Annotated in this window: 18 protein-coding genes and 1 riboswitch; of the genes, 10 read left to right on the forward strand and 8 right to left on the reverse strand. The window is 48.2% G+C overall.

The window, feature by feature from the left end; all coding sequences use genetic code 11:
- Positions 1-23 precede the first annotated feature (23 nt).
- Together malZ and EXY25_RS09330 are read right to left on the reverse strand one after the other, a co-directional pair.
- Complete coding sequence (gene malZ, locus EXY25_RS09325) at positions 24-1,994, reverse strand: maltodextrin glucosidase (RefSeq protein WP_130566520.1); 1,971 nt, start codon at positions 1,992-1,994, stop codon at positions 24-26.
- A gap of 118 nt (positions 1,995-2,112) precedes the next feature.
- Positions 2,113-4,716 (reverse strand): LuxR C-terminal-related transcriptional regulator, encoded by a 2,604-nt coding sequence (locus tag EXY25_RS09330; RefSeq protein ID WP_130566521.1) that lies wholly within the window; start codon positions 4,714-4,716, stop codon positions 2,113-2,115.
- 148 nt (positions 4,717-4,864) lie between these two features.
- Between EXY25_RS09330 and EXY25_RS09335 the strand changes: the two genes are divergently transcribed.
- The 3 genes from EXY25_RS09335 (at position 4,865) to EXY25_RS09345 (ending at position 7,612) form a co-directional block, all read left to right on the forward strand.
- A complete protein-coding gene (locus EXY25_RS09335) occupies positions 4,865-5,962 on the forward strand; it encodes a protein kinase family protein (protein WP_207232136.1) in 1,098 nt (365 codons plus the stop codon).
- 186 nt (positions 5,963-6,148) lie between these two features.
- Entirely contained in the window at positions 6,149-7,216 is a 1,068-nt protein-coding gene (locus tag EXY25_RS18805; RefSeq protein ID WP_130566523.1) for a CobW family GTP-binding protein, read from the forward strand.
- A gap of 75 nt (positions 7,217-7,291) precedes the next feature.
- Positions 7,292-7,612, forward strand: a complete 321-nt coding sequence (locus EXY25_RS09345) for a ssr3402 family protein (RefSeq protein ID WP_130566524.1) — start codon at positions 7,292-7,294, stop codon at positions 7,610-7,612.
- Between the two features lie 19 nt (positions 7,613-7,631).
- On the opposite strand, the gene EXY25_RS09350 is transcribed toward EXY25_RS09345, so the two are convergent.
- From EXY25_RS09350 to nrdD, 3 genes are read right to left on the reverse strand one after another with little or no spacing between them, the layout of a single operon-like run.
- A complete protein-coding gene (locus EXY25_RS09350) occupies positions 7,632-8,324 on the reverse strand; it encodes a hypothetical protein (RefSeq protein WP_130566525.1) in 693 nt (230 codons plus the stop codon).
- 43 nt (positions 8,325-8,367) lie between these two features.
- Positions 8,368-8,841 carry an anaerobic ribonucleoside-triphosphate reductase-activating protein gene (gene nrdG, locus EXY25_RS09355; protein ID WP_130566526.1) on the reverse strand — a complete coding sequence of 158 codons (474 nt, stop codon included), beginning with the start codon at positions 8,839-8,841 and terminating at the stop codon, positions 8,368-8,370.
- Positions 8,841-10,976: an anaerobic ribonucleoside-triphosphate reductase gene (gene nrdD / locus EXY25_RS09360; protein ID WP_130566527.1), complete on the reverse strand. Its 2,136-nt coding sequence runs from the start codon at positions 10,974-10,976 to the stop codon at positions 8,841-8,843. Before nrdD ends, nrdG begins: the two co-directional genes overlap by 1 nt.
- Positions 10,977-11,132: 156 nt before the next feature.
- A riboswitch (cobalamin riboswitch) is annotated at positions 11,133-11,346 on the reverse strand.
- 107 nt (positions 11,347-11,453) lie between these two features.
- Here nrdD and EXY25_RS18810 point away from each other — a divergent pair.
- Positions 11,454-12,041, forward strand: a complete 588-nt coding sequence (locus tag EXY25_RS18810; protein ID WP_207232145.1) for an RHS repeat-associated core domain-containing protein — start codon at positions 11,454-11,456, stop codon at positions 12,039-12,041.
- Positions 12,042-12,159: 118 nt separating this feature from the next.
- Positions 12,160-12,621, forward strand: coding sequence for a hypothetical protein (locus EXY25_RS09370; RefSeq protein WP_130566528.1), 462 nt, complete (start codon positions 12,160-12,162; stop codon positions 12,619-12,621).
- A gap of 284 nt (positions 12,622-12,905) precedes the next feature.
- Here the strand turns inward: EXY25_RS09370 and EXY25_RS09375 are convergent, their stop codons facing one another.
- Positions 12,906-13,817 (reverse strand): LysR family transcriptional regulator, encoded by a 912-nt coding sequence (locus EXY25_RS09375; RefSeq protein ID WP_130566529.1) that lies wholly within the window; start codon positions 13,815-13,817, stop codon positions 12,906-12,908.
- Positions 13,818-13,940: 123 nt separating this feature from the next.
- On the opposite strand from EXY25_RS09375, the gene EXY25_RS09380 reads away from it, so the two are divergent.
- Positions 13,941-14,867, forward strand: a complete 927-nt coding sequence (locus EXY25_RS09380; RefSeq protein ID WP_165419312.1) for an MBL fold metallo-hydrolase — start codon at positions 13,941-13,943, stop codon at positions 14,865-14,867.
- 431 nt (positions 14,868-15,298) lie between these two features.
- Here the strand turns inward: EXY25_RS09380 and EXY25_RS09390 are convergent, their stop codons facing one another.
- Positions 15,299-16,636 carry a 6-phospho-beta-glucosidase gene (locus tag EXY25_RS09390; RefSeq protein ID WP_130566531.1) on the reverse strand — a complete coding sequence of 446 codons (1,338 nt, stop codon included), beginning with the start codon at positions 16,634-16,636 and terminating at the stop codon, positions 15,299-15,301.
- Between the two features lie 145 nt (positions 16,637-16,781).
- On the opposite strand from EXY25_RS09390, the gene dsdC reads away from it, so the two are divergent.
- The 4 genes from dsdC to EXY25_RS09410 all read left to right on the forward strand — a co-directional run bounded on the left by dsdC (position 16,782) and on the right by EXY25_RS09410 (position 21,925).
- Entirely contained in the window at positions 16,782-17,717 is a 936-nt protein-coding gene (gene dsdC, locus EXY25_RS09395; RefSeq protein WP_158538056.1) for a DNA-binding transcriptional regulator DsdC, read from the forward strand.
- Between the two features lie 238 nt (positions 17,718-17,955).
- Positions 17,956-18,597 (forward strand): toxin-antitoxin system YwqK family antitoxin, encoded by a 642-nt coding sequence (locus tag EXY25_RS09400; protein WP_130566532.1) that lies wholly within the window; start codon positions 17,956-17,958, stop codon positions 18,595-18,597.
- 133 nt (positions 18,598-18,730) lie between these two features.
- Positions 18,731-19,180 (forward strand): hypothetical protein, encoded by a 450-nt coding sequence (locus EXY25_RS09405; RefSeq protein ID WP_130566533.1) that lies wholly within the window; start codon positions 18,731-18,733, stop codon positions 19,178-19,180.
- A gap of 168 nt (positions 19,181-19,348) precedes the next feature.
- Complete coding sequence (locus EXY25_RS09410; protein ID WP_130566534.1) at positions 19,349-21,925, forward strand: hypothetical protein; 2,577 nt, start codon at positions 19,349-19,351, stop codon at positions 21,923-21,925.
- Positions 21,926-22,049: 124 nt separating this feature from the next.
- On the opposite strand, the gene EXY25_RS09415 is transcribed toward EXY25_RS09410, so the two are convergent.
- The gene (locus tag EXY25_RS09415; protein WP_130566535.1) at positions 22,050-23,918 is read right to left on the reverse strand and encodes a hypothetical protein; all 1,869 of its coding nucleotides are present in this window, start codon (positions 23,916-23,918) and stop codon (positions 22,050-22,052) included.
- Positions 23,919-23,959: the final 41 nt, after the last annotated feature.

The raw sequence follows: 23,959 nt of genomic DNA on the forward strand, positions 1-23,959 counted from the left end.
TAGCTTTTATTGTTTTATGGGCGTTATGTTGTTGATTGTTTTTGCAATAGCTGACTGATACCGCATTTGAGCAGCCGTTGCCCTGCCGGCGGCAGTTCGATGAACAGTTCACCGTTGTTGATAGCGAAACTCTGTTCGGTGATCAGGCAGCGAACTTCGCCGGATACAAACAGCGGCGATAGTGATAGCCGCAACATTACGGGCTGTTGCGGATGGCGATTGATCGCGGAAATAAAGCTACCGTCGGCGGATATCCGCATAAAGGCAAAGCCATCACCTTGGGCGTATAAAGGCAAATAGGCGCCATGGCGCAGCGTCCGGTGCTGTTGTCGCAAAGCGATAAACCACTGATACACCGAAAACCATGGGCTGTGACTGCGATAGCGTTTGGACAGAGAGAGTTCTGGTTCGCACGACACCTGATGCCAGGGAAAGCAGCGACGACTTTCGCGCGCGTTATCTCCCTCAAGCCCTTGCTCATCGCCATACAACAGCGTGGGCATTCCCGGATAGGTGAACAGTAATTGGATCCCTTGCTTAATAAGCGCGTCATTGCCGTGACACAGACTGATGAATCTTGGGGTATCTGTGCCGCTGAGTAGGTTCATCTGGCAGAGTTGGTGATCAAAGCTATTTTGCTCTCTGGTGATAGCCAGCCATTGCTCAAAGGTGGCGGCATCTATCTGTGTGCTAACACCGGCGACATCTCGGCCGCAAAGAAATGCCCATAGGGGGAGGGTGAATCCGAAATAGTTCATGACCCCATCTTCAGCGCCGTGTTGCAGCCATTCACTGGCATCACACCAATGTTCGCCAATCAGGCAGGCGTCGGCGTTACTCTGGCGAATCGCATCGTGGATTTCGCTAACGATCTGCAGGTTATCTTGCGCACCGCTGCCGCGGCCTATCATTTGCGCCACATCTAATCGCCAACTATCAATTTGATAGGGCGGGCTAAACCAACGCCTTAGTGCACTGTCCGGTGTACGATAGATTAGATCTTGTAGACGTTTACTGTGGTAGTTAAGTACCGGTAATGCACTATGACCTTGCCAACTGACATAGCTTTGAGGCTCTTGGCTGCAGAAGTTATAAAACTCGCGAAAAGGTGAGCTTTGGCAAAGGTAGGCGCCGTTGGTTGGATACTGTCCCCAGCGATTGAACCAAGGGTGGTTATTGCTTGTATGATTCACGACTGCGTCTAAAATCAGTTTCATCTTGCGCTGCTGTAACGCCTGACACAGGCTGGCAAAGGCTCGATTTCCGCCAAGGTGCGGGTCGACCTCGTCATAGCTATCCGGATTGTATTTATGGCTACTCGGGCTCGTGAATATCGGATTAAGGGATAGCCCGGTCACGCCGAGGGATTGCAGGTAATCTAGCTGTTGTTCTATGCCCGGTAGATCGCCACCAAAAAACTCCCAACTCGCCCGTTTTGTGTCGATCCTCTCGCCCCATTGCTTACGCTGGATAGGTTTTTCCTGATAGTCATATTCGGCATTCTGTGGTGTGAGCATGTCATCGCCGTTACAGAAGCGATCTGGGAAAATCTGATAAAGCACCTGTTCCCGTAGCCAATTTGGGGGAGCACTTAATTTGCTATTTGTCTCGCTGAAATAGCGAAATTGATGCATACGTGCTGGAGGATGGTAGGAGATACCGGCCTGGCTTAGCCACTGCAATTGTGGGTGCTGGTTTTTGCCGTGGTCGGATGGTGCCGCTTGGCGTAGATATTTAAAACTATAAAGGTTGCGATCCGAGGCCGGATTCAGTGGCAGCTCTGCCCGCCACCAACTGAGTTGGTTTGCCCGTTCGGGGACGGATAGCCTGCCATCTCGCTGACCATGCATCGTCACCAGATACTCTTCGTTATTTGGCTCTGCGCGTAACCAGACCTGACTGACGCTACTGTTCGTCAGCAATGAGATTACTACGGTGCTGTCCGTTGTTGTAACGAAGGGAGCAAGGCAGAGGTGCATGGGAAGGGTTGCCATCGTTAATCATCCGTGTTCAAACCATGGCGATAGCTTAATCAGCTGAGCGGGATGTCAGCATCCACCTCTGGGGTGGATTTTTCCGGGTAGGACTTCCTTACTACTTAATCCTTACTGCTTAATCCTTGCGGCTTAATTTGGCCGCGATGACTTTGGCCGCCTTGCGGTCGTTGATATCTAATTTACTGTAGATATGGTTCACATGGCTTTTGATAGTGGAGAGAGCCACATGCATCTGTGCGGCGATCTGCTCGTTGGAGTAACCACGACCAATGCCTTGCAATACCTGCCACTCTTTTTTGGTCAGGCGTTCGTCAGGGGGTAAGACTGGGGGACTTGTTTGTTTGGCAGTTTGCATCGTCAACTGCTGCCAGCATGCGAGACTATCCAGCGCCTTGGCGTTGTCTTTAAAGTCATTGTTTAATTTTCGCCAAAGGCTCAGGCCCTGCTCACCCAACAGCAAGAACTCGGCGATATACCTCTGTTCCAGCCAGGCTTGAATCGTCTTTGTTACGCTTTTGAGTGATGCCGAGTTACCTTTGTTCCATTCGGTCATGGTCTCTATCCAGCGCAGTTGCGCAGCCACCTGACAGGCGCCAATTTCGTCCCAGTAGGGCGCTTGCAGCGAAAAGTCATGGGGTAACACTTGCCCTGCCAGCAGGCGGTTTCTGCCGAACAGCAAGTTATCCTGCAGATCGGGGATGGTTTTGGGTGACTTGTGCCAACTCAGTTGTTGTTCAAGCTGCCGCAGTTTTTCTTTTTCACCGCGCCACTGAAAGCACATCTGCAGTACTGTGCGTGCGCGATGGCGCCATTGGCGACACATAAAGTCATTGGCTAATCGAGTTTCCAGATCGGAGATTAAGGATGAGGTGGGTTTGCCCTGCAGTAGTGCAATGGCCAAACGCCATGTGACGTAGGGAAACAGCCAATAATCGCCTCTGGGGTGGGTTAACTCTTCCCCGCGTTCCAATGCTTTCTGTGCGTTGCTGAGGTCTCCTTGTTGCAGGTAGATCTCAACTAAGGTGCGTTGGATGGCATCGTACAGGTGGTCGCTGAGCAGTTGTCGTTGCTGCGCGAGCTCATGGGCCTGCTCGGCTAATGCCTGTGCTTGCTGGATATGCCCGCGGATCTGCGCCACATTGGCTAGCCGTAAGGTAGCCGCCAGTGCGATATGGTGCTGATGTTCGGTGTTGGCCAGGGGCTGCAGGTGTTGCAGTTGCTTTGCTGCGTCATCGACCTGACCTAGCCATAGTAACGCCATGGCACGGGTAAACATGGCAGACAATCTGTCGTGGGGAAGTGTCAACAGAGGCAGTGCCTGCTCGGCATAACGTAATGCTTCTGCTAACAGGTCAAACTGATAGTGAGTCTCAGCCTGTAGCACTTTAAATCGTGCGACCTGCGGTTCATCCCATTCTGCCAAGGGCAATTGCTGCACCCATTGGTTACTCAGACCACTGTCTTTTTGTGCTTCGAGCAACCACCAACCATAAAGCAAGGCGATCTCTGGGTGATGCTGTTTTTGCGTAGTGCTTAATAGCGAAAAAACGTCGTCGAGCAGCCTGTAATGTGCAAGATGGAAACAGTGCCACCCGACACTCTCTAACCAATCGATTGCCAGCATGGGGCTGTGTTGTTGTTTGACCAGCTCGGCAGCGGCATGCCATTGCTTTCGCTTAAGCAGTGCGCGGCAAGCATTGTGATTGGCGATCTCCAATCGTTCGGGATCATTGATCACCAGGTAGTGGTTTAACGCCTGTCGAAAGAAGGGCACCATTTGATATTGGCCGGTGTCAGTGCGGCTGATAAAAAGCTGCTCCAGGATCAACTTACTCAGCCACGCTTTGTGTGGTTGCTGTGGATCAAGTGCGGTGAGTAACGCGTCATCAAACTGTGCAAACGGAACTAATGACAGCAGCAAATGTTGCTGGGTGAGGGGTAAGGGTTGAATCGTTTGCTGGACCAGGTAATCGGACAAGTTGGCGCCGATCTCATCAAGGTCGACCTGATCCGAGGGAATGCCGCGGCCACACAGTCGCAACACCATTCGCCAGGGGGCGGGCCAGCCCTGTAAAGCCTGTTGTGTTTGCTGTTGCCACTCGGTGGATAAGCTTGTGTCTACCGACTCGGTGAGTGCGCTCACCTGTGCCATGCTCAGTTGCAGGTCGTGACGGTCCACCACGGAAAGCTCACCCTGCAAATCATAATGGCTGAGCCAGTCTGCATGGGCATGGCGCGAGCAGAGGATCAGTTTGCACAAGCCTAAATCGAACAGAAAGAGCAGCAGTTGCTGAATGCTTGGCTCGGTGATCAGGTGTAAGTTATCACACACCAGTAGCGCGGGTTGACTGGGTTGCCATTGCTGTAGTTGAGCTTTTAATGCACTCAAAATGGCGTTGTCAGAGGCCTGGCTTAGCTCTTGCTCTGCTGCGATGGTGGGCAAATTCAGCACTTGGGTGAGATGGATGACAAAGGTGCTGAGCAGATTATCGCTCGGGTCGAGTTTGATACCGTAACAACATCCTTGCCACTGGCTTAACCAATGCATTGCCAAACTGCTTTTGCCGTAGCCTGTTGGGGCGTGAAGTAGTGTGATTCGTGTGTTCGGTGGATTTGCCAGTGCCGGATTGAGTTGCCACAGGGGGTCTAACGGGCTCAGCTCGTTTGTGCAGGGGGCAGCATCCAAAGAGCTAGCTGCCAAGGCTTCTGTGGCGATCATTGTTTTGTGCGGCGCTCCGTGTCGTAGTCAACCTGTTGCGATAAGCTGGTATGAAAATAAAAGATTCCACCCTAAGGGTGGATGATCTCTGCTAAAGGAGATGGGGATAATCCTGCCATGCTTTTAAGTCATCTGTATAGGAATGGATATGAACCGTGAACAACAGCGCCAGCAGTCACAGTTAGATTTTGTTGCCTCGGGGCAGGAGATTGTCGTGGGAAATGAGGCGCTATTGCCTTTGCCCTTGGCGCAACTGCAGCAAACCACCGCTGATTCACCTTATGTCGTGGAGACCTTTGCCGGCGGTCTAACCGCCCATGTTTACCATATCCGTGTTGATGGTAAAGATTGGAACTTAAAACTGAAACGGCCTGAGAGTTTGGTTAAGAATGTCGATGGGCAAACTTCATTTCTCAACGAAGTGCAGCGACGGCGGGATTTTCAGCAGCTAAAAAACCAAGCTGCAACCAGCAAAGCGTTTGCCCATGTTGTGCCGACTGTGTATGCGTCGTTCCAGCATGGAGTGATGTTATCCCCATGGATTGAGGGGGACTTGTTAACCGAATTCAATGAAGTGGTGCTGACCCAGTTATTTGATACTGTTGTTAACTTCGAACTTCAAGGGATCATCGAGTGGGATCTGTGCCCCGGTAATATTCTGTTTGATGGCCATGATATCTCGCTGTTCGATTTTGGTTACTGCTACACCTTTGATCCGCTCAGTGAGTTTAATAGTTGTGGGCTGGATGCGCCGCTATTCCACAGTGTGGAGCGGCTGGAAACGCGCAATTTCTTCGGCTATTTGCTGAAAAAAGAGAGTACTTGGTCGCCACGAGAGATCATGTCGCTGTTCGAATTAGAGAAGCGACTGGCGCTGCAAGCGTATCAGGGTAAGTATGCTGCGTTGAAGAAACTGGGAGCACAGCAACAGGTGCTTGATTGGGTACAAGGCTTTGTTCAGCGCTGGCAACAAGCTTTATCCACGCCTTCGGCACTCGATGATCTGTTTCTGGTAGAGAGTTTTCGTTCCCATCTATTGGACGTCAATGATGATCTGCATGGCCAATCCTGTACGCCAATGACCTTGCAGCGTTTAGATCGGGTAGAGCAAGTGCTCACAGATCATTTTGATGCTCTGAAAAAGCTGGATGGTTTGTTCTTTGGTGATGAACTGTTAACTCAGCAAGCACTGTTGAGTCGCACAACAGAGCAGCGGCGTCAGGCGAAGGCGTTCCAATTACAGTAGCAGCGAACAGTTCTGACAACGGAGCTGATTAGAATAAGCTTTCACTTGGCTGCCGGTACGCGAGTTTTATGCCGTGAAACTGCGCCGTGTTGTCTGATTATAATTAGGTTGTTACAGGCTGGCTCTGAATTGGCATTAAGCCATGATAAGCTGGCCTTCCCCGAGATTCTTAGTTGATTTCTGCTCGTGAAAATTATTACTCAGGCGATCCCCACCAATATCATCACCGGCTTTCTTGGTGTCGGTAAAACGACGGCGATCATGAAGCTGTTGCAAGATAAACCGGCCGATGAGCGCTGGGCCGTTTTAGTGAATGAATTTGGCGAAGTGGGGATCGATGCGGCCTTAATCAGTGGCGATCCGCAGGCAGCGCAGGGTGATAACGGCACGTTGTTCATTCGGGAAGTGCCCGGCGGTTGTATGTGCTGCACCGCAGGCGTACCGATGCAGGTGGCGCTGAATCAATTAATCAAACAGGCTCGTCCTGACCGCTTACTCATTGAACCCACAGGCTTGGGTCATCCGAAGGAGATTATTGCTGCGCTGTCAGCTGTTCACTATCAGGATGTGATTGAGTTGCAAGCCACCATTACTTTGGTGGATGCGCGTAACTTAAGTGATTCAAAATATCGACGCCATGACACCTTTATTCAACAGCATCAGGTGGCAGACCTTATTGTTGCCAACAAGTCGGATCTCTATCTAGGGGGAGAGCTTGAGGCGTTAGAGCAATTTCTTACCGAGTTGAACTTACAACATCTACCGGTTAAGCAGACCCGTCAGGGTGAGTTAGCGCTGGGGTGGCTTGCCGCACCAGCTAAAGGCAAAGATCCTGATACTGGTACGACTGGCGTCGGTGTTTCCGCAGCCGTCGGTGTGGCGACCAATGAGAGCGCTTTGAGTGATGAGCGCATCGAGCTGACTGACAAAGATCTTACTGGCTTGGTAAGGATCGATAGCAATGAAGATATGGGGATGCTCAGCACAAGTTGGATCGCATCAGGGTCGCTAACCTTTGACTATCTGCCGCTCTATGCATTGCTAACCGAATTGCCATTTGAGCGGGTAAAGGGGGTATTTCGTACCTCACAGGGCAACGTTGCATTTAATGTCGTTAATGGTGTGCTCTCTAGCTGCCCGTTAAAGCAGTGTGACGATAGCCGCGTTGTTGTGATAGGTGGAAATCGGGCCGATCATGATCGTTTTGAAAAGGGACTCAGGGGCTGTTTATCGCAGAACGGAGTATTAGACTGAGCGATGAGAATGGCTCTGTCTCGACACGCCATGGCAGGCTATCTAAACTTGGAGTTCTTACGGAGGTGTTATTAGATGCGTCAGCTTGGTTTCGGATTGCTATGTTTGGTTTATTCTTCAGTGTCGTTAGCCATGATGGCTCCTAAATACCAGGTGGCAGAAGATTTGCGAGTGATGACCGATTTTATCGCCGCGCATCCAAAGGTCGCAGAAACGCTTGAATCAATCGATTATAAAGCGCGGACGATATATTTTAGCGATGGCTGCAAAGCTGTATTTGAAGTGCCTGAAAGCAGCGTGGTGTCGCTGTTGTTATCTGAGCCACCTCCGCAGTTAACCTTCAAAAGCAGTAACTGCGAACTGGAGTACGCCAATAAGCCTGATCAACCGCTGTGAATCTGTGTTGTTGGTGAGATTATTTGGGAAAAAGCCGCAGATACTGCTCCCGTAGACTGAGTTTGAATAGCTTTAAAAAGAGCAGATAAGCAGCGACGCCTGCTAGAGTGGCGGTTGCAAACGCAAGTTCTGGCAAGGCCTCCACTGAACGAAATTGCAACCAAAAAAGAAGCATCGGTGGTACCGATGTGGCCATCACAAATCCCATCACTTTGGTCTCTTTCCATCGCCTTTGTAGCAAGCCGAAGCAAGCCCCTGCGATTGTAGCTAACGGCAGTGTTATTAGAGCCAATAAGAATACACTCAAGCTGATATCTGAATGAGGGGCGATTGCAGCGCTGTATATCAAAAGAAAGAGTGCGCCGAACAGCAAGCTACAGAGAGTAGCTGAGCACCCCGCGAGCAGGGCCGGACGTAACAGATGATGAGTAGCGATTAGTCGATGGATCGTGACCTTAAACACGCGTCTCTCTTGTTGCATCTCACCAAATTTAAAATAGCTGGCGAGCAGCGTGTATTCTTGCTGACTGATGGCTTGTTGCTCATCAATCATCGTCAGTATTTGTTCAGAGAAATCCAGCGCTCGCCATCCCTCAAACATCTCTATCATCACGGTCCAGTCGCTTGCCGATTGAGGCGTGAAACGTTTGAACAGCGCACCACGCTCTGTTCGGATCTCTACTCGGAAGTCTTGGAACATACGCGTGATCATCTTGCTGCTTTCCGTCTGTTATCTTAAGCGCACAATAAAGATATCATTTGGTGCAGTTGAGTGTAATGACTTGCTGGTTACTGCTGCCGCGCCAAGGCAGTTCTGGCGATGCTAATGCTTGCTCAAACTTGCCGTCGATCAGTACATCTATCAGGTTGGTTACCAGCTGCTGTTCGGTGGTGAGTTGCCCAAAACGATAACCGGTCCAGCACCAAACGTCTTTGCCCTGGCACTCGTTGCGAACTCGGTTTAGTAGATGCAATACAGCGTCCAAATTGGCCGGATGTAAGGGATCGCCGCCTGACAGCGATAGCCCCTGGCGGCGGATCCGCGTGCAGTTGAGGTCAGCAATGATCTGATCCTCAATCTCTGAGGTGAATAAGATCCCGCTGTCAGCACGCCAAGTCGACTGGTTATAGCAGCCCTTGCACTGGTGTTCGCACCCTGACACAAACAGGGTGCAACGGGTACCGGGGCCATTGACCACATCCACAGGGTAATAGGCGTTTAGGTGCATTACAGGTGCTTCACTCGGCGTTTTACCTCTTCCTGCTTGCCAGCATTAAATGGCCGCGCATCTGGGCTGCCTAAATAGCCGCAAACCCGACGCGTCACCGATACCTTGGCTGGATCATGGTTGCCGCAGCTAGGACAGGTAAAGCCTTTGCTGGTGCAATCAAATTCGCCTGTGAAATCACACTGGTAGCATTCATCTATCGGCGTGTTAGTGCCGTAGTAGGGCACGCGATCGTAACTGTAATCCCAGACATCTTCTAATGCCTGCAGGTTATGCTGCAAATTGGGGTATTCGCCGTAGCAGATAAAGCCGCCATTACTGATCGCAGGGTAGGCCATCTCAAAATCGAGCTTGTCATAGGGGTTGGTATTTTTCTCAACATCGAGATGAAAGCTATTGGTGTAATAGCCTTTATCCGTTACCCCTTTAATAATGCCGAACTCTATGGTGTCTAAGCGGCAGAAACGGCTGCAGAGGTTCTCACTGGGGGTGGCATACAAGCTAAAGCCAAAGCCCGTTTCCCGTTTCCAGCGTTCAGTCGTCAGACGCAGATGCGCAACAATCGCTTGCGCTTTTTGCTGCAACATTTGGTCATCGAATGGGTGCGCATCGGTAGCCGTTTGTTGCTGGTTGTAGAGTGCGTTGATGGTTTCATGCAGGCCGATATAGCCGAGGGAAATAGACGCGCGGCCATTCCTGAACAGTTGCAGTACATCATCATCGGCTTTTAAGCGCACGCCACAAGCGCCTTCCATATAAAGGATCGGTGCGACGCGTGCCTTGACACCCTCCAAGCGGGCGATGCGCGAATCGAGCGCTTTTTTGGCTAACAGTAAGCGGTCATCAAGCAAACGATAAAAGTTCTTTTCGTTACCGTCAGCTTCCATCGCCAGCCTTGGCAGGTTAAGGCTAACCACACCCAGATTGTTGCGGCCATCATGAACCTCCACGCCGTCCTCTTCATACTGACCTAAGAAACTACGGCAGCCCATCGGTGTCTTAAAGGATCCCGTGACTTGCACCACTTGCTCGTAGTTCAAAATATCTGGATACATGCGCTTCGAGGCACACTCTAAGGCCAACTGTTTGATCCCGTAGTTGGGATCTTGCGGGCTGCGGTTAAGGCCCTCTTTAATGACAAACACCAGTTTCGGAAAGACGGCGGTTTTGCGATTACGGCCTAATCCGGCAATACGATTCTGCAGAATGGAACGTTGGATCAGTTTGGCTTGCCAGCTTTCACCCAAACCAAAACCGAAGGTCACAAACGGCGTTTGGCCATTGGCGGTGTGCAGTGTATTCACCTCATATTCCAATGACTGAAAGGCGTCATGACACTCTTTTTCAGTTTGCGCTTGGGCGAACGATTCGGCATCCGATACCTGCCACTCGGCAGCTGTCGCCAAGTGCTTCTCGTAGCTGGTGGTGACATATGGTGCCAGTACCTCATCGATACGATTGACCGTGGTGCCGCCATAGATATGGCTTGCTACTTGGGCGATGATCTGTGCGGTAACCGCCGTGGCTGTGGCAATCGATTTTGGCGTATCGATCTCCGCGTTACCCATCTTAAAGCCTTGCTCTAACATCCCTTTTAGATCAATCAGCATGCAGTTAAACATCGGAAAAAACGGCGCGTAATCCAGGTCATGGTAGTGCAACTCTCCCCGGTCGTGGCCGCTCACCACATCCTTTGGCAGAATATGACGACGGGAGTAATGCTTGGCGACGATACCCGCCAACAGATCACGCTGGGTGGGGATCACCTTGCTGTCTTTATTGGCGTTTTCATTCAGCAGATTCAGGTCGCTCTGCTCCATTAAGCCGCGTATTTCCTGATTCAGGTGGCTGGCTTTTTCTCGGGCCAGATCGCGGTCGTGACGGTACTCAATGTAAGCGCGGGCCACTGCTTTTTGCTCGCTGGCCATCAAGCTGTCTTCCACAGCTTGTTGGATCTCGTCGATATGCAAGTCGGAAAGCGGTGCTAATTGACTCGCTACCTGCTCGGTGATCTGCTCAGCTATTTTTGCCGAACGAATGCCGACCACTTCGCAAGCGCTTTGTATCGCCAACTGGATCCGTTTGGGGTTGAAAGGGGCGCGACTGCCATCCCGTTTAATCACGACCTGCTGCATGTTCATCTCCTGAACTTATTATTCTGTACTGTTTAGATTGATGTAGGGCGATGGTAAGCGAGGGCAAATAGTCACAGCATGATAAGTAGGCGAACATCAGCTAACGCTGACCATATCGCCCAATAATTCATGTTGCACTGGTGCACCCCGCCCAGCATGGCATTGGTGATTGCGGCAGGTCTCCTGGCTTCTGGTATTGAGTAAACTGCCGCCTTCCCAGCGCTAAGCCAGTGGCTTTGCCCATTAGATATGGACAGAAGATGCAGCGTACCAACCAGATACAGTTACGGGGGTAGCTCCGGTTTCTCACCGGATTCCCTATTGTCCCCATGCTTGCGCATGTGTGTGGACCACAATCTGCATATATAGTGGCAGCAAAAAAGCTGAGGCACTAGATGTGGTGTTTGGTGAACTAAGGTTTCATTGATCGAAGGCAAGTTTTTGGATGGGTGAAACCAAGGAATCATTTAAAATGTGATGCTGCCAATGGATCCCGACGGTGATGGCAAGAAAATCTATTTCAATATGCGCTTCCCGGGCCAGTATTATGACTATGAAAGTGGGCTGCACTATAACTACTTCCGGGATTACGACCCTGAAACTGGGCGCTACATTCAGTCTGATCCCATTGGCCTGAATGGTGGATTGAATACCTATGGGTATGTTGGGAGGAATCCTACGGGGTTTGTTGATCCGTTGGGGTTGCTTGTATGGAGCCAAAGTTATGGTGGTAGCATAGTGAAAAATGGTACCACCTTGTCTGGCAGCATAACTTTAGTTATTGATCATACTGGAAAATTTATGGTCTTGACTACGCCAGAATATGGGTTTTCTACGCTTAGAAATGGAGTGTTTACCCGAATAGTCGACGTTATGCCATATACAACCGTAGTCGATCTACTCGACAAAGGTATCTCTTTGTCATTGTCAAAAGGAGTATTCAAGCTGTCTATTACGTCGCCTGGCGTAGACTCCTGCTTAACTATGGGTGAATATGATTATTATTTTGGTACTGAAACAGATGTTCCAAAATGTTCTATGAGATTGGTCTCGGCGTGGGTTTAGGGAAGAGGTCAATATATCAAGGCTCTATAACACTCGGATACGGGCTTCCTATTTATGAAAACACTGCAAGACCAGATGCGATAAATGATATTTCGAATTGGTTTAGTGAATTATTCTAATGGCACAATTGATGGTTTTTTTTCCTATAGCAATAGTACTTATTGTCAGTGTTCTATTCTGGCGACGGGGCCATGTTGGCTTGTGGTCTAAGATATGTTCAGAAAGAAAAACTAATATGGTTCCTACTGGTAAGCTATCTGAGGCTGAATTTCTTTCTTCTTGGAGGGGAGTGCAAAGGCCTTTGTTTAAAAAAATTGATAACTTTTTTTCTTTTGACCTGTTTATCGTGAACATCCTAGAAGAAGGAATTCTTCTTTCACCCCCCAAATTTTGGAGAATATTTATTCCTCAAGTACTTTTATCTTGGGATGATTTAAGTGTGGTTAAAATGAATGATGGTTTGATAAATAAGGGCCTGTGGATTCATGATAATAAGATTGACGTAACGTTTTCGATAACAAGTAAGTGTAATGATGGTATTTCTATGAGAATACAGGATCAAAGGCGTCAGAGTCATTGATTTTGGTTGGTCTTTGTTTTGATTAAGCTGGCTCTCTAAGAAGCCGCCATTTTGGCGGCTTTTTTATTGGCGTGAGCGTGTAATATTCGGTGCTCTTTTTAATGGGGGCTATCACTTTAAAATAATAGCGCTGTCAGTTGTGGCGGGTGCCGGTATCTTCATTTTGACCAGCGGCGTTTACAAACCTTTCTTGCTTCAAATGCACGTCTTCCCTGCACTGTGTGTATTCAGAGCCAGTGCCTGACCCTATCGATCTCTATCGATCTTGACTCATCGCTCCGGTATTAAATAGCCTGATTGCTCACGACCCAGGGGCTCTGCTGGCTCCACTCAAGCAATAGGGTTTTGAAGCACCTTATCTTCAAAGGAAGGACACGGTGCATCTGGTGCATGATAAGCAAGTTGTGCGCAAATGCGTCGTAACCTGGCAGTACCTCGACAAGGTTGCCGTTGGCTAACTTGTCAGTGGCGTGATATGCAGGGATGTTAGCGATCCCCTGGTGCTGCTCAGCGATTAACATCGCTGTCGTATAGGCGCTAAATGAATGATTGCCAGTGGCGTTGACACTGTATTCGGTGCCTTCTTTAAATAGCCGCCATGTATTCCAGTCGCGCTGATGACTGTTGAGAATGCATTGGTGTTCTATCAAATCTTGGTGTGAGTGAGGCACCCTATTTTTTGCCAAGTATTGAGGGCTGGCAACTAAGATGTTTTTAAGCGTGCCGACGTGGCGAGCCACTAGATCATCAGGGCTACGTGTAACGGCTCTGAGTGCAATGTCATTATGCCCCTCTTTGAAGTCAGTGATCTGATTAGAGAAATTTAGCTCGAGCTCCACATCGGGGCAGGTTTGACGAAAAGCAGGAAGGATCTGCTCGATGATCACATCGCCAAGTGTTAATGGTGCAGTAAAGCGTAGTGTGCCTTTATCACTGTTAACGACTTCCTGTACCTCTCTTTCCGCATTTTCAGAGAGGATTAATATCTGCTCCGCTTTCGTAAATAGCTGCTTACCTGCCTCGGTAGGACAAATACTGCGAGTGGTTGTGTGTAACAGGCTTGTTTTCAGTTCCGATTCTAATGCTTTCACATGCCGACTAAGTAACCCCTTTGAAACATCCATCACTGCGGCGGCAGCAGAGAAGCCGCCATGACGGACAACGCGGTAGTAGCTCATTAGGTAGGTAAGATTCATGGGGATAATCCAAGCTCTAATTGACTCTATTTTCAGTACAATAAGTTTCTTTTACGTTGTTTTTTATCACAAACATTGAAATTAAGCTTAATCGTGAACTTAATGATGATAAGGACAACGGAGATGACCTACCGATTTTTGCTCGTTGCTTCACTACTATTCGCCCCCTTTGTCTGTGCGACCCCTACAGAAACCATTAAACAAAATGGCTTGGAGCTGAATCTGTTTTACGGCAAGCGATCCACCGTGAATGCATACCTGTTTTCTGATGTAAAGGAACTGATACTACTCGACGCACTCGATTCTGTGGACGATGCACGACAGCTGAAAACACTGATTGATCAGCAGCAACTGCCGCTCAAACAGATTTTTATTAGCCATGGGCACCCTGATCATTTTATCGGCCTAGCAGTGCTTAACCGAGCGTTTCCTAACGCTGACATTGTTGTGGCCTCAGAGGGCATTAAACAGGAGCTGATTGGCTGGGCGAATTGGATGACTGAGCGAGGATGGATGCATATAAGCATGATCCCCAAAAGTGAAAAGGCGCCCAGAGGATTTGATTATGAGGGGCTAATTAAAGTGACTAGCGAAAGTCAGCTCGCATTTGATTCGGGAAAGACGCTGCGTATTGATCGCGGCAACCTGCCTACGGAAACCGTGCACTACGCCATGCTTTATAGCGAAGATTTGCACGGTTTGTTTATGGGCGATCTGGCTTCTAATAAAGTCCATTTGTGGCTGGGTGAGGGGGTTGACGCGCAAAGTCTCGGAAACTGGAAAACCCTCCTTGCGGTTATCACCAAGCGTTATCAAAGCACTGGCGTCACTATCTACCCTGGCCATGGTAAGCCTGCACCGCTTTCTCTTTTACGCGAGGTTAGCCAATACATAGATGTTTTTAAGTTTGCGATCAGAACCGGCGGTAACCAAGATGCCGTACAGACCAAAATGATGGCGCTATTTCCTGATTATTCAGAGTCAGGCTATTTGCCGTTCGGTATCGAGCAGCACCTTGTTGTGCAGACTGCAAAAGCTGATGGGCATTAGTGAAAATTGGATCAAAGAGCCCATAGTTATTGAGCTGGGTTTTGTATCCTTTTGACTGATATTTTTCATTGGAAGCAGGCATTTAGAGCTTTCTGTTGAACGATAGTTTTTGATATCAGGGAACAGCCTTAATTTTGTGAAGGGCCTTACCAAGCCCTGTTTAGGCATCATATTCCTGACTATACGTTGAAAGAGATCCGCGATGCGACCAATAAGGCTTGGGTGTTGGGAGAAGGGCGCTTCAAAGAACAGATCGCCGAGCAGACGGGGCGCAGGACAAGCCCGCTTGGCCGAGGTGGAGATCGAAAGTCTGCGGACTTTAAAGGGCTTTCCGGAAATCAATGACTCTGATCCTATCGCTCGACCCCATCGATCGGAGCTCATCAATCTCCCCGGACAGGAAAGTGTGCCCCGGGGAGTTGAGAGTGAAATTAAGCGTTGTTGGTGTTGGACGCTAGCTGTGGCAGGTATTCAGCATTGATTTCCAGTAACTCGTCCAGCACTTTGCGGGTTATCTCACCCTTGCGCACCATAGGGTTGATAGTCAATGCCTGCAACATGGTGCCATAATCGCCTGTGACTGCCGCTTCTACCGTCAATTCTTCGAACGCTTTCATCAGGCGCATCAGTCCAACCACGGCGGGGTTTTCAAACCGTTCCACATTCAATGGAACCGGGCCATTGGAGGTGATCACGCTACTTACTTCTACAGCGCAGTCTTCCGGCAGTTCTTTGATTGTACCGTTGTTGCGCACGTTGACATGCATGATGGTGCGTTTGTCATTGTGGATAGCGCTGATCAAATCACAGGCAGCATCGGAGTAAAATTCACCTCCTCGGCCGGCAAGTTGTGGCGGTTTGATGTTGAGGTTCGGATCCTTATACAGTTCGAACAACTCCTGTTCCATCTTGGCGACGATCTCGCCGCGGGTACCGTGTTCTTTCTCATCGGCAATTTCATCCAGCATGATCTGGTCCGGCAAATAGTAGTATCTGTGGTAACAACAGGGCACGACACCGAGGTTTCTTACTTGGTCCGGATCCCACTTGAACGGCGGGATGTTCTTGGGACGCAACGGATCTGGGTTGTCAGCGACAATATTCAGTACTTCCTTCATCCTGTCCTGACCCTGATGCCATAGGTGACGGATATAGATAAAGTGATTGAGACCAGCGACCTGCAGCTGGTATTCGTTTGGTGCCAACCCCAGATGTTTTTCCAGCCCTTTTTCCGTCAATACCGGCACATTACAAAGGCCGACAATTTTTTCGATATTACTGTATTTGAGGACGGCTTCGGTCACCATGCCTGATGGATTGGTGAAGTTAATCAGCCAGGCATCAGGACACAATACTTCCATGTCTTTACAGATATCCAAGATGACCGGAATGGTGCGCATCGCCTTGGCAAAGCCGCCTACGCCATTGGTTTCCTGGCCAATCATGTCGTACTTGAGTGCTGTACGCTCGTCACGTACACGCGCCTTAAGTAAGCCAACTCTGAATTGCGTGCAGACGAAATCAGCCCCTTTCAGTGCCGCTTTACGGTCCAGCGTGATATGAACGTCAAACAGGTTCCCAGCCTTTTCCACCATGCGTTGCGCCAGCGCGCCAACGATCTCAACTTTTTCTTTGCCTTCTTCGCAGTCCACCAGCCAGATCTCCTTTATAGGCAGTTCTGCATGGCGCTTGATAAAGCCTTCAATGATCTCTGGGGTATAGCTGGAACCACCGCCGATGATGGCTACTTTCAAAGTGGACTTAGTCATGTGGGGTACCTATATGGTTGCTTGGTTCAGTTGATGACGAGATTGTAATATTGGGATGTAAACGTTGGAATCGACGTGTTTTTGACCGAGCCATGAGCTAAATTCATGGCAAGGGTGCGAAATGGTTCTAAAGGAAGCTTTAAGTATGAGCAATTCGCTTGACAGCGGACAGCTACTGCGACGCAGTAGCCTGACTGCATTGCAGTGTTTTGAATGTGCCGCGCGGCACCTTAACTTTACTCACGCGGCTGAGGAGCTGCACCTGACACAAAGTGCGGTCAGTCATCGGATCCGTAATCTTGAACAACAATTGCGTTATAAACTGTTTTTGCGAACACCAAAACAACTGAGTCTGACAGGTGAAGGGCGACGGCTATATGACGTCGTCCACCATACGCTCGGTCAGCTCTATGCTGAGCTTGAAGCCATCGATCATGGCAGTGCTACCGGCTTATTGGTGTTGGGGGTTGTACCGACTTTTGCTCGTCATTGGCTGGTGCCACGTCTGGCAGATTTTCACGATAAACACCCGAATATCCAGGTGAGGATCCGTGTACGCGCCAGCGTGCTGGACTTCAATACAGACCCGGTAGATGCCGCTATCTATTACGATGAGCATGCCTTACCCGGTGTGCAAACGCAGGCTCTGTTTGACGAAACCTTATTCCCTGTTTGCTCCCGCGCATATGCGGATAAATTCGATTTGTGGAACAAACCGGAGAACCTGCGCCAATGCCGAATATTACATGACATTGAGGCGCTTCATGCTGAAGAGGTTTACAGCGAGTGGCTGTTGTGGCTGAGAGAGTCTGGCAACGAACTAAGCCAGGCGCATCTGCAGCGTGGAGACATATTCAATCACTTCGATTTAGCCCTGGTTGCCGCCATGAATCATGCTGGCGTAGCGATGGGGCGAGAGCAACTCGTTAGATCGCGTTTAGACAGGGGAGATCTGGTTACACCTTTTGGCTTTAGCGTCAAATCACCGCGTTGTTACTACTACTTGTGTGGGCGGGAAAATGCCCAGCGCCCGAGGATACAGGCATTCACCAATTGGCTAACCAGCCAGCTTACGATCTAGTTAGAGGTTTCCGTTGCAGCCATTCGACAAGCCAATGAATTTGCGACCAAAGCTAGGGATGAGGAGCGGTTAGCCTGAGAGCAGTCGTGGGTGGCCTATCGATCCCTTGTCGATCTAAATCAATTAACTGCTTGTTTTAATGTACTTTCATTGAGAGTTAATTTAGCGTTGTATGTTCTATAAGCGTCACCCAAACGTCATAAGTAAGCGGAAAGCAGCGCGGTCGTAAGGAGTTTTCATGCAGGTTGCTGGCATCAAAGGAATGCATTTCATGGTGACCTTATTCTTAACCATTTCCATATGTCTATACCCATATCCGTCTATTTCTAAAGAGTTCGCGTGCTATGCTCTCGTTGAAAAAACCATTTTGGAAAATGGGAATAATCTAGTGAAATGCTTTAATGAAGAAAGTGAATTAGTATCCAAATTAGAGAACTCAGAAAGTAATCGTTTAAGTATACTCACTAGGTTTAAACCATCAGTAGGAAAGTTTCTTAGAGTTACTTATTACGACGATAATATAGTAAGCCAGTATAGGTGGCATGATAACGGAGCAATATTTGTCAGTTGTGAGTATGCTCCGTTTAAACCAAAAGGGAAGTGTATTAATCGGTTTGAAGATGGAAGTGTTTCATTTGATCGTGAATATGATGAAGACGGGCTTTTAGTTGGTTTGGTATCGAGATATTATAAGAATGGCTCTTTGATATTTAGTGCGGAATATGATCACGGACAGTTTCATGGTAATAAAAAAGAGTGGTCATGTGATGGTGAATTGGTGAAACACGAGAGATATGAGTCTGGAGCTCTTATAGAAGTATTATTTCAACATGACTCAAAAGAGAGCTGTACTTCTTTGATTGAACGTGGGGATATTTAGCTATCATTTTGTTCTCAAATAGGTTATTCGGGGGAAGCTGTTTGTTCAAAGATAGTATAGGTTAGTTTTTAGACGTTGATATTTCTTTTTTATACTATCAATAAATATTTTTATTTGTTTAGTGGTTGACTCTATGACGTTATTCTTTGTTATTACTTTTCTTATTTTTGGTTTGCTTATCTTTGCTTTTTTCTGGGTTAAGGGGCACTTTGGTGTGTGGGGAGCTCTTGTGGCACAACGCAGAACAAAAATTCCCCCTATTGGTACTTTGTCAGATATTGATGGAATTGGAGTCTGGAGGGGCGTCGAAGAGCCTAAGAAAAAAAACTTATCAAATCATCTTTCATATGATTTTTGTTACATAAATTATTTAGAGAAAGGCTTACTTTTTTCACCTCCTAGGTTTTGGACTTTCTTTATTCCTCAGGTCATTATTCCTTGGCAAGAAATTGATATCTTAAAAATCGAAAAAGGTTGGTTTAGTCGTAGGCTTTTACTACATGACAAGTGGGTTAATGTTACGTTCTCAATAGATTGTAAGCATTATGAATCTGTTATGGAAAGGATAAATAGTTCAAAGTAGTGATCCCATCGATTCATCGATTCGTTCTTCCATCCCTTGTCGATCTAAATCAATTAACTTCTTGTTTTAATGTACTTTCATTGAGAGTTAATTTAGCGTTGTATGTTCTATAGACGTCACCCAAACGTCATAAGTAAGCGGAAAGCAGCGCGGTCGTAAGGAGTTTTCATGCAGGTTGCTGGCATCAAAGGAATGCACCTTGGGCGTATGTTCCGGTTCGTGTATATAGCTTTAAGTGCTGTGGCATCGGTATGGATAGCGTCGGGGGCTTTGCATCAAGGCTTGTGGTGGCTAACGGCGGTGATTGTCGGCTTTGCTTTGCTAACGCTCTGGGTGTTTGGGCTAGATAAAAATAGGTCTTGGCGGCTGCTTTATCCTGTGCTGGCGGTGGGAATATGGTGTGTGTTGCTGCCCCTTGGGCATACGATCGCAACGTCGTTTAGTAACTCCTCTGGTGCCCACCTTTTGACCTACGAAAAGGCCAAAAGTTACCTTTTAGCCCAGACCTTCATTGTTTCGCCAAATGACAGCTATACCTCTGCTTTGTATCCGGATGGTGAGGCTTTCCGGTTAGTATTAACCTCCTCTACAACGCCTGTTCGGCACTATCAAAGTCAGCCTCTGATCATCCAGACTCGCCAATCCATCCGAGCAAATAAGTTAGCTAATGATGCGTTTGATTACATCGATGAACCGCAGCGCCTAACGCTTATTGATGAGCTACCTGTCGCTGATAAAGCGAGCATTCGGGAGATTGTTTACCGGCGCGTCCATCTACAAAAAATCACATTTATCCGTTCAGATGATCCGCAGCAGCGGGTTTTGGTCATGCAGGGGTTGCGTAAGTTTTCCTATCAATTACCGAAGTATGTTGAGCTCAATGAGCCGCCAGAGTTTACCCGCTCCCTGATCTTGCCAGATCGTGAGATTTTCTTGGATCAAGAATCGAAAAAATATCTTGCGGGTGATTGGCAAACTGGCGAGTTTCGTTATCTGGATGGTGAAGGCGCTTTTGTTGCCAATGATGATGGCGATAACTTTGCCCCTGGGTTCGTTGTTCATGTAGGACTGGACAACTATTGGCGATTGCTCAGCGACAAGGGGATACCTTTGGGGCAAGTCGCGTTGTGGAGTGTCGCCTTTGTGTTGATTGTTGTTGCTGGCGCATTGTTATTGGGCGGGAGTTTGGCGATTAAGTTGAGCAACCAGCGGCTCAAAGGACGGCGGTGGCTGTTTGTGTTGTTAATGATGCCTGCATTATGGTCTTTGCCACTGGCGGCGCTGATCAGCAAAGGGTTGTTTAACCAAAACTTTGGTGAGTTGAATCTGTTACTCGACGCATTTTTTGGGGTTAAGCCGGAATGGTTTACCACGCCTATTTTGGCAAAAATAATGTTGTGCATTGTCGGTGTTGTTGCTGTGTATCCGTGGTGGCTCATCGTTGTTCGTTGGCTGATTCAGGTTGCGCCACTGTCGTTGCAACAGGATATCGCTGTTGGTCGCATCAGTAGCGGTTTGCTGAACTATCTTAAGCCGCGATTGATGCTGCTGATGGTTGGAGCCGCGCTCATATTTTGTTGTAGTCAGTCATTGGTTCAGCTATTGACCTATGGAGGCCCTGATATCATCGGTAGCTCGGTGCCTGCGGGTACAACAGATACATTGAGCTCCATGGCCTACCGACTTAAGTTTGAAGGTTATTCCGATGGCGGTCTATCGGCAGCACTGAGTTGTGGTTTGCTTTTGCTGTTGGCCTGGCCGCTATATTGGTTTTGCCAACGTTTGGCTATATGGATTGAACAGCAAAAGCAGCGTGATGGTGTTGGCGCGACTGAGCATCAACCGGAGCGCTCCGCTGAGGTCACTACATCACACTTACTTTCCTCATCAACTTGGCGCGCCAGCGGCAATATGTTGTGGATGCTTCCTCTGGCCGTGCTGGTGCTTTCTCCGCTGTTGCTGGTTTGGTATCTATCATTCAGGGAGGCTAACTTCGCCGTCAAGGCTGTTTGGGATGAGGTGTATTCACTTCAACACTGGTGGCTAGCTTTTGGCGTGAGCTTTCTTGAGGCTGATGGAGGTGTTACACCGCCGCCGTTTCCGGTGATGCAGTGGCTGTGGAATGGCTTTAAGGTCGGTGGTTTGTCGGCATTGCTGATCACCCCTATTGCCGTGGTTGGTGCATATGGCTTGTCCCGTCTTACAGATCGCACTCGTCCACGGGCATTAGCTGGGATCTTGTTCGCTTTTTTAATCCCTACCTCGGCGTTGATGATTGGCAGTTATAGATTTCTCGAATGGATAAGCGACGCTGTGAGTTGGTTGGGTGTTAATACTCACTTCGGCTTGGTGCTTGCTTATCTGCCGCTCGCATTGCTATTTGTGGCTGTCGCGTATTGGTGTGGTATTGGCCGTTTGCCTGGTAATGAAACCGACGGTGAAGATGATATAGCTATTCATCCGGCATGGCTTCGTCATCGTAGCTCTGTTGCGCTGATCTTTTTTGCTAGCTTTCTCATTTGTGGTTTTGAGGCTCCATTAGCTAGCGTTATTTTACAAGACGTGGATTTAATGACACCGGCGGTTGGTCTACAGCAGTATCTTTATCCCTGTAATTATTTGTGGGGCGATTTTGCTGTTGCGGCTTTGCTTACCACCTTACCTTATGCAACCAGTTTATTGATTGTGCTGATGCTGGTGAATAAGCAGGTGATCTTAAACGGGAGACCAAAAAGAGCAGGGTGACTGATTTTGGTTTGCTTGTATTGCGCTTACGCTAACCGCTAAAAAAAGCTGCTATTTGGGCGGCTTATTAGTGAGGGTGTTTTAAGACAAAGGGCCCCTATTTGGCGAGGCCCTTTGTGGCGTGTTACAAGATTTCGCCAGTGGCGGCATCAATAATCACTGATGAGCCATCTGTACTTGAGAACTCATAAGCAGGTACCAGTATTTGTGTTGATGCATTTGTTTCCTTGTAGCCTAAGCAAGGCTCAGCGCTCACAAACTTGATAGTTTCGGTGCTTTTGTAGAAAGCGGCAATATCATCGGCTGCCGCTTCGATTGCTTGTTTCACTGAAAGGATCTCCAGCGAACCTTTTTGCGCACGTTTCTTCAACAAGCTCCAATTGTATTCAGATGCAGCAATACCACTTTCATCAATTAACAGTGAGATATAGTCGCTTACGGTATTGCTTCTGACGGCGAGTGAATCAACCACTCGTTTAAAGCGCACTTGATAACCAATACGCTTGCCATCGGCAGAGATTGATGTGACCCGATCAAACTCAACCCCATCAAAGGAGGCTTTGTCTTCGACCCATTGAGTGGCCAGTTGAATGGCTGCTTCTTCGGACAAGGAAGAGAGTGAAAGAGAGATCATATCCCTATGGCTTTGTTGCTCTTCAAAGTCTTTCTGTACATTGAAGTGGGCATTTTCAAATGAGGTACCGCGTTTAGCCGCTTTAGTGATCGATGACGCGACAAGCACTTTGCCATTAGCAAATGGGGTGAATGTGTCGTTTGTTTTAGTGCGGGCATTTGCTACATCAGCTTCATAGGTCACTACACGGTCGTTGTCTTTGGTATAGATAACCCAGCGATCATAAAGTGAAGATTGCTTATTATTGATTTCATACCATATTTGCGGATAACTTTTGCCTGATTCAATACCATTGGCAAGATCTCGTGCAACTTCATTATCGGTAAAGTCATACGAGTTATTATTGTATCCCATGATATTTTGTGTGGTGCCAACAAACTTAGATTTCCAATCTCTGTCACCGACGGTCAGGCATGTCGCAATGACCGTGTTTTCTATCGCTACTTTGTCTATATATGAGCTGTACCAACCACCATCAGAGGTTGATATGTAGCCGGTAAAACCATGTCCTGTGTGGTACAACAGTTTAGCTTCACGGCCCAGATAGTCAGTCAATTCGGCACTAGAAACGTTGTCATCATCAACTACCCACTCGTAACCCTGTCCACGCATGGCATTAGCAAAAATATTTTTGTCATCAGGGTCTAGGTCATCATAAACACTGGAAGTAATAATGGTGTCATCCATTGAGCCCCCACCGCCAGTATCGCCATTGGCATTCATGTTGTAGGTGTAATCTTCATACTCCCACGCGCTATTTTGGTAGCTCCACAGGCGCACATAGATAGTGCCACTATTTGGAAGGTTGGTTATTGTGGTGCTTTGCTGGCGAATGGCACTTTCACTTTCAAATATGTCGGCACCACCAACAGATGAGCCTACATCGAGCCAGTAATAACCACTGTCATTTGTCCAGCTTAACGTAACGCTGTTGCTGGTGAGTGTTGAGCCCGCACTTGGGGTGATACGTGATGAACCATTGCCGCCAACATCCATGCTATAGCTGTAGTCTTCATACTGCCACTGACTAGCGTCCCAGTCGTAGTAGTAGATCCGTACATAAACAGAACCACTGTCTGGCAAACCATCAAGGGTGTAGCTCTTTTCCTGAAAATAGCTATCGGAATCGTATATATCAGTCCCTCCCTTAGAGGTCCCCGCACTGATGTAATAGTAGCCTCCGGGGTGGTCCCAGCTAAATGTCTCGCTGTTACTCATTAATGTAGAGTTAGCTGCGGGAGATATCGTGCTCTTCGCAGACTTATAATACGCATCTTTCAGCATTGGATATTGCGCTTGGGCATAAGCGGTGCCAACGCTAGATGACACAAGCAAACTAAGAAGAACATACCTAATCATTAAATACTCCATTAATTAGTGAAATCATATCTCTTGGTTAA

This window comes from Corallincola spongiicola, assembly GCF_004284785.1.
Lineage (GTDB): Bacteria > Pseudomonadota > Gammaproteobacteria > Enterobacterales > Neiellaceae > Corallincola > Corallincola holothuriorum.

Bases quoted from the DNA above. Each gene is read 5' to 3' on its own strand.
- nrdD (WP_130566527.1), bottom strand. From the start codon at position 10,976: ATGCAGCAGGTCGTGATTAAACGGGATGGCAGTCGCGCCCCTTTCAAC.
- EXY25_RS09410 (WP_130566534.1), top strand. From the start codon at position 19,349: ATGCAGGTTGCTGGCATCAAAGGAATGCACCTTGGGCGTATGTTCCGG.
- EXY25_RS09335 (WP_207232136.1), top strand. From the start codon at position 4,865: ATGAACCGTGAACAACAGCGCCAGCAGTCACAGTTAGATTTTGTTGCC.
- EXY25_RS09375 (WP_130566529.1), bottom strand. From the start codon at position 13,817: ATGAATCTTACCTACCTAATGAGCTACTACCGCGTTGTCCGTCATGGC.
- EXY25_RS09345 (WP_130566524.1), top strand. From the start codon at position 7,292: ATGCGTCAGCTTGGTTTCGGATTGCTATGTTTGGTTTATTCTTCAGTG.
- EXY25_RS18810 (WP_207232145.1), top strand. From the start codon at position 11,454: ATGCTGCCAATGGATCCCGACGGTGATGGCAAGAAAATCTATTTCAAT.
- EXY25_RS09330 (WP_130566521.1), bottom strand. From the start codon at position 4,716: ATGATCGCCACAGAAGCCTTGGCAGCTAGCTCTTTGGATGCTGCCCCC.
- EXY25_RS09380 (WP_165419312.1), top strand. From the start codon at position 13,941: ATGACCTACCGATTTTTGCTCGTTGCTTCACTACTATTCGCCCCCTTT.
- malZ (WP_130566520.1), bottom strand. From the start codon at position 1,994: ATGGCAACCCTTCCCATGCACCTCTGCCTTGCTCCCTTCGTTACAACA.
- EXY25_RS09405 (WP_130566533.1), top strand. From the start codon at position 18,731: ATGACGTTATTCTTTGTTATTACTTTTCTTATTTTTGGTTTGCTTATC.
- dsdC (WP_158538056.1), top strand. From the start codon at position 16,782: ATGAGCAATTCGCTTGACAGCGGACAGCTACTGCGACGCAGTAGCCTG.
- nrdG (WP_130566526.1), bottom strand. From the start codon at position 8,841: ATGCACCTAAACGCCTATTACCCTGTGGATGTGGTCAATGGCCCCGGT.
- EXY25_RS09390 (WP_130566531.1), bottom strand. From the start codon at position 16,636: ATGACTAAGTCCACTTTGAAAGTAGCCATCATCGGCGGTGGTTCCAGC.
- EXY25_RS09400 (WP_130566532.1), top strand. From the start codon at position 17,956: ATGCAGGTTGCTGGCATCAAAGGAATGCATTTCATGGTGACCTTATTC.
- EXY25_RS09415 (WP_130566535.1), bottom strand. From the start codon at position 23,918: ATGATTAGGTATGTTCTTCTTAGTTTGCTTGTGTCATCTAGCGTTGGC.
- EXY25_RS09370 (WP_130566528.1), top strand. From the start codon at position 12,160: ATGGCACAATTGATGGTTTTTTTTCCTATAGCAATAGTACTTATTGTC.
- EXY25_RS09350 (WP_130566525.1), bottom strand. From the start codon at position 8,324: ATGATCACGCGTATGTTCCAAGACTTCCGAGTAGAGATCCGAACAGAG.